14 protein-coding genes are annotated in these 16043 nt (G+C 55.9%); 10 read left to right on the top strand and 4 right to left on the bottom strand.

The window, feature by feature from the left end:
- Positions 1-113 precede the first annotated feature (113 nt).
- The 10 genes from ACR0D9_RS13415 to ACR0D9_RS13370 all read left to right on the top strand — a co-directional run bounded on the left by ACR0D9_RS13415 (position 114) and on the right by ACR0D9_RS13370 (position 11380).
- Positions 114-1373, top strand: coding sequence for an ABC transporter substrate-binding protein (locus tag ACR0D9_RS13415; protein ID WP_480487399.1), 1260 nt, complete (start codon positions 114-116; stop codon positions 1371-1373).
- Positions 1374-1466: 93 nt separating this feature from the next.
- The gene (locus tag ACR0D9_RS13410) at positions 1467-2393 is read left to right on the top strand and encodes a carbohydrate ABC transporter permease (RefSeq protein WP_480483664.1); all 927 of its coding nucleotides are present in this window, start codon (positions 1467-1469) and stop codon (positions 2391-2393) included.
- 1 nt (position 2394) lies between these two features.
- Entirely contained in the window at positions 2395-3243 is an 849-nt protein-coding gene (locus ACR0D9_RS13405; RefSeq protein ID WP_480483663.1) for a carbohydrate ABC transporter permease, read from the top strand.
- The gene (melA, locus tag ACR0D9_RS13400; RefSeq protein ID WP_480487397.1) at positions 3240-4580 is read left to right on the top strand and encodes an alpha-galactosidase; all 1341 of its coding nucleotides are present in this window, start codon (positions 3240-3242) and stop codon (positions 4578-4580) included. Before ACR0D9_RS13405 ends, melA begins: the two co-directional genes overlap by 4 nt.
- Before the next feature lie 59 nt (positions 4581-4639).
- Positions 4640-6346 carry an IlvD/Edd family dehydratase gene (locus ACR0D9_RS13395; RefSeq protein WP_480477104.1) on the top strand — a complete coding sequence of 569 codons (1707 nt, stop codon included), beginning with the start codon at positions 4640-4642 and terminating at the stop codon, positions 6344-6346.
- Complete coding sequence (locus ACR0D9_RS13390; RefSeq protein WP_480483660.1) at positions 6346-7110, top strand: SDR family NAD(P)-dependent oxidoreductase; 765 nt, start codon at positions 6346-6348, stop codon at positions 7108-7110. The genes ACR0D9_RS13395 and ACR0D9_RS13390 overlap by 1 nt, the downstream gene beginning before the upstream one ends.
- Before the next feature lie 4 nt (positions 7111-7114).
- Entirely contained in the window at positions 7115-8008 is an 894-nt protein-coding gene (locus tag ACR0D9_RS13385) for a 2-dehydro-3-deoxygalactonokinase (RefSeq protein WP_480483659.1), read from the top strand.
- Positions 8005-8610 carry a 2-dehydro-3-deoxy-6-phosphogalactonate aldolase gene (locus tag ACR0D9_RS13380; protein WP_480487396.1) on the top strand — a complete coding sequence of 202 codons (606 nt, stop codon included), beginning with the start codon at positions 8005-8007 and terminating at the stop codon, positions 8608-8610. The genes ACR0D9_RS13385 and ACR0D9_RS13380 overlap by 4 nt, the downstream gene beginning before the upstream one ends.
- Positions 8607-9467, top strand: coding sequence for an SMP-30/gluconolactonase/LRE family protein (locus ACR0D9_RS13375; protein ID WP_480483657.1), 861 nt, complete (start codon positions 8607-8609; stop codon positions 9465-9467). Before ACR0D9_RS13380 ends, ACR0D9_RS13375 begins: the two co-directional genes overlap by 4 nt.
- The gene (locus ACR0D9_RS13370; protein WP_480483656.1) at positions 9464-11380 is read left to right on the top strand and encodes a beta-galactosidase; all 1917 of its coding nucleotides are present in this window, start codon (positions 9464-9466) and stop codon (positions 11378-11380) included. The genes ACR0D9_RS13375 and ACR0D9_RS13370 overlap by 4 nt, the downstream gene beginning before the upstream one ends.
- 42 nt (positions 11381-11422) lie before the next feature.
- On the opposite strand, the gene ACR0D9_RS13365 is transcribed toward ACR0D9_RS13370, so the two are convergent.
- The 4 genes from ACR0D9_RS13365 to ACR0D9_RS13350 all read right to left on the bottom strand — a co-directional run bounded on the left by ACR0D9_RS13365 (position 11423) and on the right by ACR0D9_RS13350 (position 15974).
- On the bottom strand, positions 11423-12691 hold the full coding sequence (locus tag ACR0D9_RS13365) for an ABC transporter permease (protein WP_480483655.1): 1269 nt from the start codon (positions 12689-12691) through the stop codon (positions 11423-11425).
- Positions 12688-13608 carry an ABC transporter permease gene (locus ACR0D9_RS13360; protein WP_209597330.1) on the bottom strand — a complete coding sequence of 307 codons (921 nt, stop codon included), beginning with the start codon at positions 13606-13608 and terminating at the stop codon, positions 12688-12690. The genes ACR0D9_RS13365 and ACR0D9_RS13360 overlap by 4 nt, the downstream gene beginning before the upstream one ends.
- Positions 13609-13620: 12 nt before the next feature.
- Complete coding sequence (locus ACR0D9_RS13355; protein ID WP_480487392.1) at positions 13621-14733, bottom strand: ABC transporter ATP-binding protein; 1113 nt, start codon at positions 14731-14733, stop codon at positions 13621-13623.
- Between the two features lie 116 nt (positions 14734-14849).
- Complete coding sequence (locus tag ACR0D9_RS13350) at positions 14850-15974, bottom strand: extracellular solute-binding protein (RefSeq protein ID WP_209507630.1); 1125 nt, start codon at positions 15972-15974, stop codon at positions 14850-14852.
- Positions 15975-16043: the final 69 nt, after the last annotated feature.

Genomic DNA, 16043 nt, shown 5'->3' with positions numbered 1-16043 from the left:
TCGCAGTTCGCACGAGGGTCTTGACAAGACTAACCGAGTCGATGTGTAGTTTTCAATATATAAAACATAGTTTCACTATTTGAAACTTGTGTGGAAACAACAGGGAGGAAACCATGTATTCCACTTTCAAGCGCACAACCGCTGCGCTGGCACTTGGCGTTGCTATCGCGGCACCGGCGGCTGCCGACCTGACCGGAGAACTTCGGATTTTTCTGGACACGTCGAACCCGGCCCCGCGCGCAACGATGGAAGCGATGATCGAGCGGTTTGCAGCGCAGCATCCCGGCCTGGAAATTGAAACCACGGTTATCGACCGCGAGGCGTATAAGACCCAGATCCGCAACTTTCTGACGGCCGACACACCCGACGTGGCCACTTGGTACGCCGCCAACCGTATGAAACCATATGTCGAGGCCGGTCTGTTCGAAGACGTCTCGGATCTTTGGGCGGAACCTGAAATCGCCGAAAACCTGGCATCAACCAAAGGCGCGATGACCATCGACGGCAAACAATGGGGCGTGCCCTATACCTACTACCAGTGGGGCGTTTACTACCGCAAAGACATCTTTGATGAGCTGGGCCTGAGCGAACCGACCACTTGGGAAGAAGAGCTGGCAAATTGCCAGAAGATCGTCGATTCAGGTCGCGCTTGCTATACCATCGGGACCAAGTTCCTTTGGACCGCTGGCGGTTGGTTCGACTATCTGAACATGCGCACCAACGGGTTTGATTTCCACAACCAACTGGCCAATGGTGAAATCAGCTGGGAAGATGACCGGGTCAAACAGACCTTTGCCAACTGGAAGCAGCTGATCGATATGGGGGCCTTCATTGAAAACCATCAGACCTATAGCTGGCAGGAGGCTTTGCCGTTCATGGTCAATGGAGAAGCCGCCGCGTATCTGATGGGCAACTTCGCAGTCGCGCCCTTGCGTGAAGCAGGGCTGACCGATGATCAGCTGGATTTCTACCAATTCGTGTCAATCAACCCTGATGTCGAACTGGCTGAAGACGCGCCGACCGATACATTCCATATCCCGGCGAATGCCTCGAACAAAGAAGCAGCGCGTGAATTCCTGCGCTTTGTTGTCTCGTCGGATGAACAGACCGAGATCAACAACGGATCGAACCTCGGTCAGTTGCCGGTGAACGCGCAATCTTCGGTGGATGATGACAAGTTCCTGCAGCAGGGCTTTTCGATGCTCTCGACCAACAGCCCCGGCGGAGTGGCTCAGTTCTGGGACCGCGACGCACCGGCTGAAATGGCCAAAGTGTCAATGGAAGGTTTCCAGGAATTCATGGTTAAACCAGACAATGTTGACCGTATTCTGGCCAAGCTGGAACGCGCGCGAGAGCGTATCTACGACAACTGATCAGGCTTGGGCCGGGCTGAAGCCCGGCCCATTTGACCCGCTTTGTAGGGCGGGCTTCAGCCCGCCTTCACCTCAAGAAAATCCGGGACACCCATGACCACTGCCGCCGACGCCCCAGAACAGGAAAGCTGGTTCCACAGAAACCAACAGCGCATCGCGCCGTGGCTATTTCTGGCTCCGGGCCTGCTGTTCTTTATGGTCTACGTGATCATTCCGGTCTTCCAATCCTTCAACCTGTCACTTTACGAGTGGGATGGGTTGGGTGCCGCCGAATATGTAGGCATGCGCAACTATGAAGATTTGTATTGGGAATGGGTTGACCGGGACGCATTCTATATCTCGCTCAAAAACAATCTGATCTGGTTGATCCTATACCTTCTGGCCATTCCGGCGGGCCTGTTCATTGCCTTGTTTCTGAACCAGACAGTCTGGGGTATCCGCCTTTACAAATCGCTGTTTTTCTTTCCATTTGTCATTTCTCAGGTTGTCGTTGGCCTCGTATTCACGTGGTTTTACGACCCGACTTTTGGTCTTCTGAATGAGCTTCTTGGCTTATTTGGAATAGGCCCCTTGAATGTGTTGGGCGACGAACGTTTGGTCACCTACGGCATCATCGTCGCGGGCCTTTGGCCGCAAACCGCCTATTGCATGATCCTCTACCTCACCGGTCTGAATGCCGTCGACCCCGAACAGATCGAAGCCGGGCGCCTGGACGGTGCCAAAGGCTTGAGAATGCTGTGGCACATCATTCTGCCGCAGTTGCGCCCGGCGACTTTCATTGCATTCGTCGTGACAATCATCGGAGCGCTGCGCAGTTTCGACCTGATCTCAATCATGACACAGGGCGGGCCGTTCGGATCCTCCCGCGTGCTGGCCTATTACATGTTCGAAGTCGCCCTATCTGAATATGGCTTCCGCATGGGGTATGGCGCGGCAATCGCTGTGGTGCTTTTCCTGATTATGCTCTGCTTCATCGCCTATTTCCTCTGGTCGATGTATCGCGAAGAAAGAGGGCACTGAGATGTTTCCCAAACCCATCGAAAAACAACCTCGCGCCGCGCAGATCACCTATCAGGCGATGCTGCCACTTGCATTGTTGCTGTGGCTGGGGCCCCTGCTGGCGGTGGCTCTGTTTTCGGTCAAACCAGCGGCGGATTTCACCAACGCCAACTATTGGGGCTTGCCATCCAGTTTTGAAGGTGCAGTCAATTACGGGCTGGTGTTCTTCAACTCGGACATGCCGCGATATTTGCTGAACTCTTTCATGATCACCATTCCTACGGTAATCGGTGCCGTTGCTCTCAGTTCCATGACCGGCTTTGCACTAGGCATCTACAAATTCAAATCGAACCTATGGATTTTCTTTATGTTCGTAGCCGGCAATTTCGTGCCATTCCAGATCCTGATGGTGCCTGTGCGCGACCTGACACTGGATTTAGGCCTCTACAACACAAAAACCGGCCTCGTCTTGTTCCACATCGCCTTCCAGACCGGCTTTTGCACATTGTTCATGCGCAACTTTATCCGGGCCCTGCCCTTTGAATTAATCGAGGCCGCGCGGGTCGAGGGTATCAGCGAATGGCGCATCTTCTGGTACGTGGTGCTGCCGTTGATGAAACCCGCAATAGCCGCACTCAGCGTGCTGATCTTTACCTTCATCTGGAACGATTACTTCTGGGCGGTCGTCCTGACACAGGGCGCGGAAAGCCAACCTGTCACGGCAGGCATCACCAGTTTCAACGCCCAGTTCCGCGCCGCCTACCAATTAATGAGCGCGGGCTCGATCGTAGCAGCGCTGCCGCCGGTTGCCATGTTCTTCCTGATGCAAAAGCACTTTATCGCGGGCCTGACCCTCGGAGCTGTAAAATGACAAAGATAACTTTTATCGGAGCAGGTTCCACGATCTTTATGCAGAACATCGTGGGGGATGTTCTGTTAACGCCTGCTCTGGCGGACAGTCATTTTGCGCTGATGGATATCGACCCCGTACGCTTGACGGAAAGCGAATCTGTAGCCCGCGCCATGGTCCGTTCCGTCGGGTCAAACGCGACAGTATCCACACATGCGGATCGTCGCGCGGCACTTGATGGCGCCGATTTCGTTATCACTGCCTTTCAGATTGGCGGGTACCAGCCTTGTACCGTCACTGATTTTGAGATCCCCAAACAATACGGGCTGCGCCAGACCATCGCGGATACGCTGGGCGTAGGCGGCATCATGCGGGGGTTACGCACTGTGCCGGTCTTGTGGGACGTGGCGCATGACATGATGCAGCTATGCCCGGATGCGACATTGCTACAGTACGTCAATCCGATGGCCATCAACACCTGGGCACTGGCCGAGCAATACCCATCCTTGAAGCAGGTCGGTCTGTGCCACTCGGTTCAGAACACGGTGGCGGAACTGGCACATGATCTGGACCTGTCAAAAGACGACATTCGCTACAAGGTCGCGGGCGTCAATCACGTCGCCTTCTTCCTGCGGCTTGAGCATCAGGGCCATGATTTATACCCCGCCCTTCGGCAAGGTTATGTCAGCGGCAGGATCCCCAAGGCACCGCTGCTGATGCCGCGCTGCCCCAACAAGGTGCGCTACGAAGTGATGGATCACCTTGGCTTTTTCTGCACCGAAAGTTCTGAGCATTTGGCAGAATACGTGCCATGGTTCATCAAAGACGGGCGGGCGGACCTGATCGAGAAATTCTCAATCCCACTCGATGAATACCCGACCCGCTGTATGGAACAGATGAACAACTGGAAAGAGCAGGCCAAAACCCTGACTGACGAGCGCGACATAGCGGTCACTCGCAGCCATGAGTTTGCGGCAGACATAATGAACGCAATCATCTCTGACACCGCCTACGTGGCCTATGGCAATCTGCCAAACACCGGCCAGATACCTCAGCTGCCTATGGGGGCTGCTGTCGAAACACCGTGTCTGGTTGATGCAAATGGCATTCAGCCTTCTGTCATCACAGACGTCCCAGCGCAGCTGATCGCCCTTATGCGTACCCAGATCAACGTTCAGGAACTCACAGTCAGGGCATTGGTCGACCAGAACCCCGAGCATATCTATCATGCAGCCATGATGGACCCGCACACCGCCGCCGAACTGGACCTGCGCCAAATTCGAAATCTGGTGAACGACCTTCTGTCTGCCCATGCCGACTGGCTGCCAGATTGGTGCCGCCCATCTCGCGCCGCTTGAATTTCACCTTTTTACAAATACTCAAATCCACCCAGACCTAAAAAAAGCATCACAGAACAATGTCAAAACGCCGCTCACAGCATTGGTACGGGAAACTCGACAAGGATGGGTTCATCCATCGATCCTGGATGAAAAATCAGGGTTTTCCTGATCACGCCTTCGATGGGCGGCCAATCATCGGAATCTGCAACACATGGTCGGAGCTGACCCCTTGCAATTCCGGCCTGCGTGATCTGGCCGAAGGGGTAAAGCGCGGTGTGTGGGAGGCCGGGGGCTTTCCCGTCGAATTCCCGGTCATGTCGCTGGGCGAGACCCAGATGAAACCCACAGCCATGCTGTTTCGCAATCTGCTGGCCATGGATGTCGAAGAGTCGATCCGCGCATATGGCATTGACGGTGTGGTTCTGCTGGGCGGGTGCGACAAGACCACGCCGGGCCAATTGATGGGCGCGGCCTCGGTCGATCTGCCGTCGATCGTTGTCAGCTCCGGCCCTATGCTGAATGGAAAATATCGCGGTCAGGATATTGGCTCAGGAACCGATGTGTGGAAGTTCTCCGAGGCCGTGCGTGCCGGAGAGATGACCCTTCAGGATTTTATGAACGCGGAATCCGGGATGTCCCGCAGTGCCGGGGTTTGCATGACCATGGGGACAGCCAGCACCATGGCGTCTCTGGTCGAAGCGATGGGCATGAGCCTGCCCACCAATGCCGCCCTGCCCGCCGTTGACGCCCGCCGCATGGCCCTAGCCCATTTGACCGGCAAGCGGATTGTCGAAATGGTCGACGAAGACCTGAAACCATCGGACATTTTGACCAGGGAAGCCTTCGAGAATGCAATCCTCGCCAATGCAGCCGTTGGGGGATCGACCAATGCCGTTGTGCATCTACTGGCACTCGCAGGTCGCGTGGGCGTTGACCTGACGCTCAAGGACTTTGAAATCGGATCAGAGATTCCCCTTCTGGTGAACTGCATGCCCTCGGGCACATACCTGATGGAAGATTTCTGTTACGCTGGCGGTGTTCCGGCTGTGTTGAGCGAACTCAAACCTTTCCTGCGCCCGGCCAGAACGGTTCTCAACAAGGACATCTCGGCCCATTTCGAAGGTGCCGAATGTTTCAACCGCGACGTCATCCGCCCCTTCAACGATCCGGTGAAGCCCGCTGCTGGCCTTCGCGTTTTGCGTGGCAATCTTGCGCCCAACGGAGCCATCGTCAAACCTTCTGCCGCAACAGATGCCCTTCTTGAAACCGAGGGAGAGGCGTTCGTTTTCGAAAACATCGAAGACCTGAAAGCCAATATCGACCGGGATGATCTGCCGGTTACTCCCAAAAGCATTCTGGTGCTCAAGGGATGTGGACCCAAGGGTTATCCCGGGATGCCCGAGGTAGGAAACATGCCGATTCCGGCCAGATTGGTGAAGGAAGGCGTTCGCGACATGATCCGTATCTCGGATGCCCGTATGTCCGGCACCGCCTATGGCACCGTCATCCTGCATGTCAGCCCTGAGGCACAGGCGGGTGGCACGCTGGCGCTGGTGAAAACCGGCGACCGCATCCGCGTATCTGCCAGCGCCGGCAAGCTTGAACTGTTGGTGGACGAAAAAGAATTGGACGCGCGCCGAGCTCAATGGAAACCAGACAAGCCGCATTATTCCCGCGGGTATGCCAAACTTTACGTCGATCATGTGCTGCAGGCCGATCAAGGTGCCGATCTGGATTTCCTTGTCGGCAAAGACACCCGCCTTGTGACCAGAGAGAGCCACTGATGACCCAACCAGCAACATTTCATGACTTGAACGGGTCATCCGTCTATATCACCGGCGGAGGCTCGGGCGTGGGCGCAGCATTGACGGATGGGTTTCTGGCTCAGGGGGCCAATGTGGCTTTTATCGGCAGATCGGACGCCAGCGGTTTTGTCGAAGAGATGCGCGACAAACACGGCCGCGCACCTCTGTTCATGCAGGGTGACATGACCGACACCCAGCTTCTTCACACGACAATGGCCAAAGCCGCCAAAGCCCACGGCCCCCTGAACGTTTTGGTTAACAACGCGGCCAATGACCAACGCCATACACTTGAGGAAACCACGACCGAGTTCTGGGACTGGATGATCGAGGTAAACCTGAAAGCCTATTATTTCGCCTGTCAGGAAGCGGCCCGGCAAATGAAAGAAGGCGGCGTTATCATCAACTTCAGCTCGATCAGCTACATGATGGGCAATGCAGGCTATCCGATCTATACGACGTCAAATGCGGGCATTACAGGGATGAGTCGGTCTTTGGCCCGCGAACTGGGACCAAAAAACATACGTGTGAATGCGCTGGCTCCCGGTTGGGTCTTGACGCAAAAACAACTGGATATGTGGGCGACGCCCGAAGATTTGGCCGCGCATTTGGATCGACAATGCCTGAAAGAACATTTGACGCCCGAAGACATGGTTGCACCGACATTGTTCCTGGCATCCAACGCCAGCCGGGCGATGACCGGTCAGTGTATGGCGGTTGATGGCGGCGTCGTGGTTTCAGGGTGACACAATGAATACTGAATGGATCGCCGCCGATTGGGGCACATCTCACCTGCGGGTCTGGGCCATGCAGGGGGCCACGGTGCTGGACTGCGCGCAGTCCGACAAAGGTATGGCACGTATCGAAGCCGACAGTTTCCAGCCCGCTCTGTTGGACCTTGTTGAAAACTGGCTGAAGGATGGCCCCATCGATGTGATCGCCTGCGGTATGGTCGGTGCACGCCAAGGCTGGGTCGAAGCACCTTATTCTACCGTTCCGTCGCAGCCCTTGCCGCAAGTACCGGTCCGTGTTCCCAGCACAGACCCGCGCATCCGGGCCTTCGTCATACCCGGATTAAAGCAATTGACCCCACCGGATGTGATGCGGGGCGAAGAAACACAAATCGCGGGATTTTTGGGAACTCGCCAGAACTGGGATGGTGTCCTCTGCCTTCCAGGAACCCATACGAAATGGGTTCAGGTCAGCGCAGGTGAAATCGTGAGCTTTCGGACGCTCATGACTGGAGAGCTTTTTGATTTGTTAAGTGCGCAATCTGTTCTGCGGCATTCTATAGGTGAAGGATGGGATGAAGATGCCTTTGCAGATGCTGTGGCGGATACATTGTCCAAACCCGAACAGTTGGCTGCGCGCCTGTTCGGCTTGCGGGCTGCAGACCTGCTGCACGATCAGGACAAAGACATCGCGCGCGCACGGCTGTCCGGACTGCTTATCGGTGCTGAATTGGCCGCCACTCGTCCATATTGGCTGGGCCAACAACTGGCTATCATCGGCGCAGATGCCGTATCGCGGGTCTATGCGGCAGCGCTGAGACAACAGGGCGCTTTTGTTGAGACTGCAAACGCCACCGAAACAACCCTGGCCGGGTTGGCGCTGGCGCGCAACATGACAAGGCAAATCGCATGAGCCGCCCCATCATCGCCATTCTGCGTGGTCTGCAACCACAGGAAGCCGAGGCGGTTGGCAGAGTTATCATCGATGCAGGGATCGACCGGATCGAAGTTCCACTCAATTCGCCTGATCCGCTCGACAGCATTTCCATTCTGGCCGAAGCTTTCGAAGATCGCGCCCTGATTGGCGCTGGTACTGTACTAACGGTTGATCAGGTGGACGCAGTTCGGAATGCCGGCGGCAAGCTGATCGTGTCACCCAATTATGATACTGATGTGATCAAACGGTCTGTGGCGTTGGGGATGCAAAGCTGGCCGGGCGTTTACACGCCGACCGAAGCGTTTGCCGCTCTCAAAGCAGGGGCCACAGGATTAAAGCTGTTTCCTGGCGTCATGGCAGGCCCCGCAGGGTTGGCTGCACTCCGACCCGTATTACCCAAGGAAACACGCGTCTTTGCCGTCGGCGGTGCCGGGCCCGAAAATTTCGACCAATGGATCAAAGCCGGTGCCGATGGATTCGGGATTGGATCAGCGCTGTACAAACCCGGCATGGACACAGTCGAAGTCGCAGAACGCGCGGGGCAAATCGTGGCAGCCTTTGACAAGGCGGCAGGATGAGTACGGTCTTTGACGACCGCCCATGCGCGTTGGGCGAAGGTCCGCTATGGCACCCCGCTCGGCAACAGCTTTTCTGGTTCGACATTCTCAACAAACGCATGATGACGCGCGAAGGCGAACATCAGATAAGCTGGGATTTCGATGAACATGTGTCTGCCGCAGGCTGGGTGGATCGTGACACATTGCTTTTGGCGTCAGAAACGGGTCTTTGGCAGTTTGACTTGAAGTCAGGGCATCGAGCGCTGGTCACGCCGCTTGAGGCAGACAACCTAATCACCCGCTCGAATGACGGTCGCGCTGATCCTTGGGGCGGTTTCTGGATCGGCACGATGGGCAAACAGGCTGAATCCGGGGCCGGATCAATCTATCGGTTCTGGAAAGGTACACTCAGATGTCTCGTGCCGGGTGTGACGATTTCTAATGCAATCTGTTTTGCACCGGATCGATCCGTGGCCTATTTCTGTGACACGACGGTCAGGCAGGTCAGGCGCTGGAGCTTGAATGCAGAAAGCGGATGGCCCGAAGGGAAAAGCACGGTATTTCTGGACCTTCGCAAAGAAGGCCTGAACCCGGACGGTGCGGTGGTTGATGCCGACGGCAACATCTGGATCGCGCAATGGGGGATTGGACGTGTCGCGGCCTACACGCCCGAAGGTCAATTCCTGAAGGCCATTTCCTTCGACGCGTCACATACGTCCTGCCCGGCCTTTGGTGGCGACGGCTTGGGCACGCTGTTCTGCACCTCGGCACGGCAGGGGTTGAGCAACGCGGATATTGAATCCCAACCCACCAACGGCATGACCTTTGCAATGCCAAACGCGGGGCGAGGGCAGGCAGAACACAGGATCATATTATGAAGCCGGAACTTGGTGTGTGTTACTACCCTGAACACTGGCCCGAGGCGATGTGGGCGGAAGATGCCGCGCGCATGGTGGACACCGGCATCTCGTGGGTACGCATAGGAGAGTTCGCCTGGAGCCGGCTGGAGCCCCACCCCGGAACCCTGCAATTCGAATGGCTGGACCATGCGGTTGAAACACTTGGCGAGGCGGGATTGAAAGTCGTGCTTGGCACACCAACAGCAACGCCACCGCGTTGGATGCTGGACAAACATCCGGACATGCTGGCCGTGGATGCACATGGAAACGTGCGCAAATTCGGGTCACGGCGACATTATTGCTTTAGCCACCAGGGTTATGTCGATGAATGTGTCCGTATCGCAAGGGTCCTGGGGAAGCGCTATGGTCACAACCCGTATGTGGCGGCATGGCAGATCGATAATGAGTATGGGTGTCACGACACAACCGTCAGCTATAGCACCCCGGCTCTGAACGCATTCAGGCGCTGGCTGGCTGTTCAATACAGTTCCATAGAACAGCTGAACAAGGCCTGGGGAAACGTGTTCTGGTCGATGGAGTACCGTAGCTTCGATGAGGTTGATTTACCCAATCAAACTGTAACCGAGCCTAACCCCGCTCATGTACTGGCGTTCCGTCGGTTCAGTTCAGATCAGGTTGTGGCATTCAACAAAGCTCAGGTCGATGTATTGCGACCTTTGACCGATGCGCCGCTGTTGCACAACTACATGGGCCGTATTCTGGATTTCGACCATTTCGAGGTTGGCGCAGATATGGATATTGCGACTTGGGACAGTTATCCGATCGGATTTCTATCGGACCGATTGGAAGATGACGAAGCCCACAAGACCGCCTTTCTTCAGCAAGGCGATCCGGACATGCAGGCGTTTCACCATGATCTTTACCGGGCAGTAGGCCGTGGCCGATGGTGGGTGATGGAACAACAACCCGGTCCGGTGAATTGGGCGCCCTATAACCCGGCACCCCTGCCCGGAATGGTACGGTTGTGGTCGCTTGAGGCTGTCGCCCACGGTGCTGAGGTTGTGAGCTACTTTCGATGGCGCCAAGCCCCCTTTGCACAGGAACAGATGCACGCGGGTTTGCTAACACCGGACAATCGCCCTGCCCCTGCCTTGCACGAGGCCCGTCAGACAGCGGATGAGCTATCCACATTGGGCGAGGTGCATCAGGCGCAATCCAAAGTTGCCATATTGTTTGATTACCCCTCGGACTGGGCCTGGACATCGCTACCGCAAGGAGCAGGCTTTGATTATTTCCGGTTGGTCTTCTCATCTTATCGTGCATTGCGCCGTGCGGGGTTGTCGATTGATTTCGTTTCGTCCAATGACCTGTCCGCGCATTATGCACTGATCCTTGCCCCCGGACTGGCAACGATTGACCCGGATTTGGAGCGTAGGTTAACGGACAACTCGGATCTGGCAATCCTCGGCCCGCGCAGCGGCGCAATTACTCGTGATTTCCAGATCCCCGTCGTCGGTCGACCTGGCCTGAAAGGGTTGGATTGCAACGTGGATTTGGTCGAAACACTGCCCCCCGCAAACAACCGGACTGTCCGAGGTGGCGGCGCGGTACAACATTGGATTGATCGCCTTTCAGGATCAGCCGAAGAAATTCTGAGTTTTGACGACGGAGCGCCTGCGCTTATGGCAGGGGACGGGCTCTGGTATCTTGCAGGCTTCCCAAACGAAATATTATGGGATCGCGTCATCGGCCTGGCTGCGGAAGAAACGGGATTAAGCCTGAAGCCAATGCCGCCAGGACTGCGACTGCGTGAGACAGCCGATCACGTGTTCCTGATCAACTATAACGCTGAACCGGTGGTCTGGAACGGGTCGACCATCGGCGGTTGTGATGTAAAAATCCTGAAGCGCAATCTGCCCGGACAGATTTGAATCCTGTCCGGGCAGTTGCGTTGGTTGCCGCTTAGCACAGCATTAGTCGCTTTTCAGGCTGTTGGGGTCAAACACCCCTCCGAAACCACTGTTGTTGGATGGCTCACTCTCGGATTCAGAAGTACCTTCGTTGCTTTCATTCTCGCTACCATCCAGCGAGTTCGGAGCGAAGACATTACCAAAACCGCTGTTATTTGACGGCTTTGGCGCGGTTTGGGCATCACCCTGCCCGGCTTTTTCCGCCTCCTGCTGTTTGCGGCGTTCCTCACGCTGCTTGCGAAGTTCCTGAATGCGTTGTTCCGCTTCCAGCTGTTTTTGCTCGCGAACATCGGCAATGCATTGCGCCGGACTGTAGGTCGCCGCTGTGCCGATAACGGTGATCGTTACAACCGCAAATGCGACCAACAACACGGCGGCCATGTTACCGGCAAAGAAACTGGGCAGCTTGATCTTTCCAGCCAGTTCCTCGACCGTTGCGTTCTTACGCGCCGCGGCCACCAGTTCCTGACGTTTCAGCTTGGCTTCGTTAAGCAGAGCGAAGAAAACCGTCAGCGCAACGATGATGAATGCCAGCGCCGAGATCGCAGGCGTGATGCCGTAGCGAACCTTCTGAGCCAGCTCAATCGTCAGCGTCGGGTATTCACCAAAGGTGAAAGTGGTGGTGTTGTAGTTCTCGAACGAGGCCAAGAATGCCAGCACCGCTGCCGAGGCGATTGCAGGGCGCATGAAGGGCAGCAGGATCTTGCGGAAAGCCTGTGCATGGCTGGCCCCAAGGTCCAGTGCCGCCTCGGTCAAGGCAACATCGTACCGTTGCAACCGCGCCACTAGCACCAGCATGCAGTAACTGGCGATGAAGGTGGATTGGCCGATCACCGTCAGGAAGATGCCGTTTGACAGAAAGCTGTCTGCACCCAGCCCCAGCATCCGGTTGATCCGGTCCCAGAAGACCAGCGTCGAGATACCAAGTACCACACCGGGGATCAGGATCGGTGCGATGATGACAGTATAGTAGGTCGCGCGAAGCTTCGGCCAGATCTGGGTCAGCATCAGCGCGCCTGCCAAACCCATCGCCACGGACAGGATCACTGTGCCAATTCCGATGATCAGCGAGTTCTTGATACCGTTTAGGATGCGCTGATCCTGAAACAGTTCGCCAAACCACTGGAATGTCAGACATTCCCATGGGCTCATACGGGGGAAGCCGGACGAGTTGAACGCGGTGATCGACATGATCACAAGCGGGCCCAGCAGATACAGGAAGAAGATCGCCAGATAGACCCAGATGCTTATACGGAGGAAGGAATTGTTCATTTCCCGATATCCCCCATGTTCACTTTGAACAGGCGCATCATGGCCAGCACGAACAGAATACAAGTGACCAGCAGAACGATTGCGTAGGCGGCGCCCTGTGGCCAGTCGTTGTTGTCATTGAACTGCTGATAGATCAGTTGGGTGAACCACAAACTGGACGGCCCGCCCAGAATTTGCGGCGCAGCCAACGCACCGGCGGACAACATGAAGACCATGGTACAGCCCGAGCTGATCCCCGGCTTGGCATAAGGAATGACCACACGCCAATGTATCCGCCACCAAGGCGCCCCAAGGTCGCGTGCTGCTTCGATCTGGTTTTTGTCCAGACTTTCAATCACGTTATACATCGGGAAAATCATCAGCAGAATGTACGCGTATCCCAGACCCGCATAGAGCGCGATGTCATTGCGAATGAAGTCGAACGGCGTATCCCAGATGCCCAACCCCGTGAACAACGTGTTCAACACACCTGTTTCCCCAAAGATGATGCGTAGCGCAAAGGCGCGCAGGATTTCGTTGATCCAGTAAGGGATGATCAGCATGATCGCAAAGATACGAATATGGCTACCTTCGGCCTGACCCAGGTAATAGGCAATCGGATAGCAGATGATCAGGTTGAAAACCGTCACAAAAACCGCAGCCACAAGAGTTCGGAAAAACACCCTCAGATCAACGGTGTTGTAGTCCTGACTGCCGCCTTCGGGGCCATAAATCAGATATTTGTAGTTCTCCAGCGTATATACGTCTTTGGGTCCGCCGATCTCTGGCGGCGGCAGGTTCGGACGGAACGAGAAGTCCAACATCGACAGCTGCGGAAGGATGATCAGGCCGATGGTCCAGAACAGAACCAGACCCAGGATCGCCACTCCCATGCCGGTGCCGTTGCGATTGAAGAAGTCTTTCAGAAACTGGGGCATGAGTTTTTCCCCTTATTCTGCAGCCAGTTCACCCGCAGGAACGATGACGGCATTATGCGTCTTGTATTCCAACGTGATGTTCTGTCCGGTGTGGTCCTCGAAGGATTGTCCATGGTTCGGGATCGACACCTTGATCTCTTTTCCACCTTCACCTTCGGTAAAGATGTTGAAGACGTTGCCTTCGAATTCTTCGTGGTTGACCCGCGCGGTAACAAAATGGTCACCCGAAGCCCCCTCGGGCGCAATGGCGAAGGCTTCGGGACGAATGAACATCATCGCACTATCGCCTTCTTTCATCTTGCCTTGGTTGGCGGTCGATATCCGTGCAACCAGGTCGCCCGAGCGGTTGGTCGAGATCAGCGCCTCGTTGCCCATGACCTGTTTGATCTTGCCACGGAAAACGTTGTTTTCGCCGACAAATGAGGCCGCGAAAGCCGTGTTGGGATCGTTGTAGATGGTTTTACCGTCGGCAATCTGGTCAATCACACCTGCACGCATGACGGCGATATTGTCTGACATGGTCAGTGCCTCGCCCTGGTCGTGTGTGATGTAGATAAAGGTAATGCCCACCCGCTGCTGTATCTCACGCAGTTCCGTTCGCATGTGCTGGCGCAGTTTGAGGTCAAGTGCCGACAAAGGTTCATCAAGAAGCAGAACATCCGGCTCGGCGCAAAGGGCGCGAGCGATGGCCACTCGCTGACGCTGACCCCCAGACAATTCGCTGGGAAGTTTGTCGCCTTGCCCCGGCAGCGCGATCATGTCCAAAAGCTCATCAGCGCGCTTGCGCCGTTCGGCGCTGCTGGCACCTTTGATTTCCATCGAGAACGTGATGTTCTCCCAGACCTTCATCAAGGGAAACAACGCCAGGTTCTGAAAGATCAGAGCAGTGGGGCGTTTGTTAGGTCCGATGCCCCGCATGTTCTTGCCGCCGATCAGGACATTGCCTTCGCTAGGCTCGAGAAAGCCGGAAACAGCCCTTAAGATCGTTGTTTTTCCGCAACCCGAGGGCCCGAGGAACGAAAAGAAATCGCCCCCGTTTATATTGACGTTTGCATCGCGCACGGCGACGAAGTCACCGAAGCGGATCCACAGGTTTTCCAGATCGACTCCGACCCCTGCACTCATTTTTGGTATCTCCCTGAGGTGCGTGCTGTCACCACACCACATAGCTTTCCGTTACGCCGGAGCGGCGCACAGATTGTTGCCCCCCGCAGAACGCGAGGGGCATGGTTTCAGATCGCTTATGCGCTCTTGAACTTGTTGACGAACTCGGTCCGCGTTTCAGCATACCACGGTGCTTCGGCCGGCCACGGGTTGAGGTTGGCCAGCGAGTCGCCCGGATAGGCCTCGGCAAAGTTCTTCTTGTAAGTGTCGCCAGAATACTGGTCAGCCCCCAGAACAGGAGAGTTGTACCCGTGGCTGTCGATGGCAACACCGGCAGGTTTGGCCTGATAGGCGAAGTCGATGAAGGCATAGATCTGGTCGATATTCGCCGCGCCGGATGGAATCGACATCCCGTCAACCCATGCCATCGCCCCTTCGATAGGCGCCTGATAGTGCACCGGTTCACCAGCCGATTTCAGTGCCAGTGGTGGGCCGTCCCAGGTTTGACCGACAACAACACCTTCGTTCAGAAGGCCGTTCTTCTGCGTGTCGGCGTCGTTCCAGATCAGCTTGATGCGATCCTTACGTGCAATGCACCAGTCGGTGATCTGACCCCAGACCTTGCGCATGGTTTCTTCATCGCCATATGCGGCCCAGACCGAACCCGGTTCCATCTCGCCGGAACGCTCCATGTAGAGACCAGCGCCAAGCATCATCGAATGCGCGCGGCCCATGGTCTTGCCTGCGTTTTCTTCCGACCAGACGTCGCCATAGGATGGTGCGTCCCCAGCTGGCAGCCACAAGTCGGTGCGGTATGCAATACCTTCGGTGCCCCAGATATGCGGCAACCAGTGGACCCCGGCGCCGCCAAAGTTCCAAGCATCCGTACCGATTTTGGCCATGGCAGGGTTCACCAAGTCGACCGGAACCTTGTTCATGTCAAAGGGCTGCAACAGCTCCAGAGGCTCCCACTGCAACGAGCGGTTGTTGGTCGGTGAGACGATGTCAAAGCCCTGACCTTTGGTTGCCTTCATCTTGTTGATGATTTCTTCGTTTGAGCCGATCCCGGTGTAGTTCACCTTGATGCCAGTAAGGGTCTCAAACTCTTCGATAAAGCTGGGCGGCAGGTAATCCGACCACATCAGGATATTGATTTCACCGGACGACGCCAGTGCGCTCTTGCTGTAAAGAGGCGCGGCAAGTGCTGCGGCACCTGCTCCTTTCAAAACAGTGCGTCTGGAAAGTGATGACTTGGTAACCATTAGTGTTCTCCCGTTGTTGGACTCGATTTTTTTTGTTTTCTATTCATAGGACTTTCTGCGCCCATCCGT

Source organism: Ruegeria sp. AK11, from assembly GCF_056541095.1.
The sequence above is the reverse complement of the archived record's forward strand: the minus strand, read 5'-3'. Positions and strand labels throughout refer to the sequence as shown.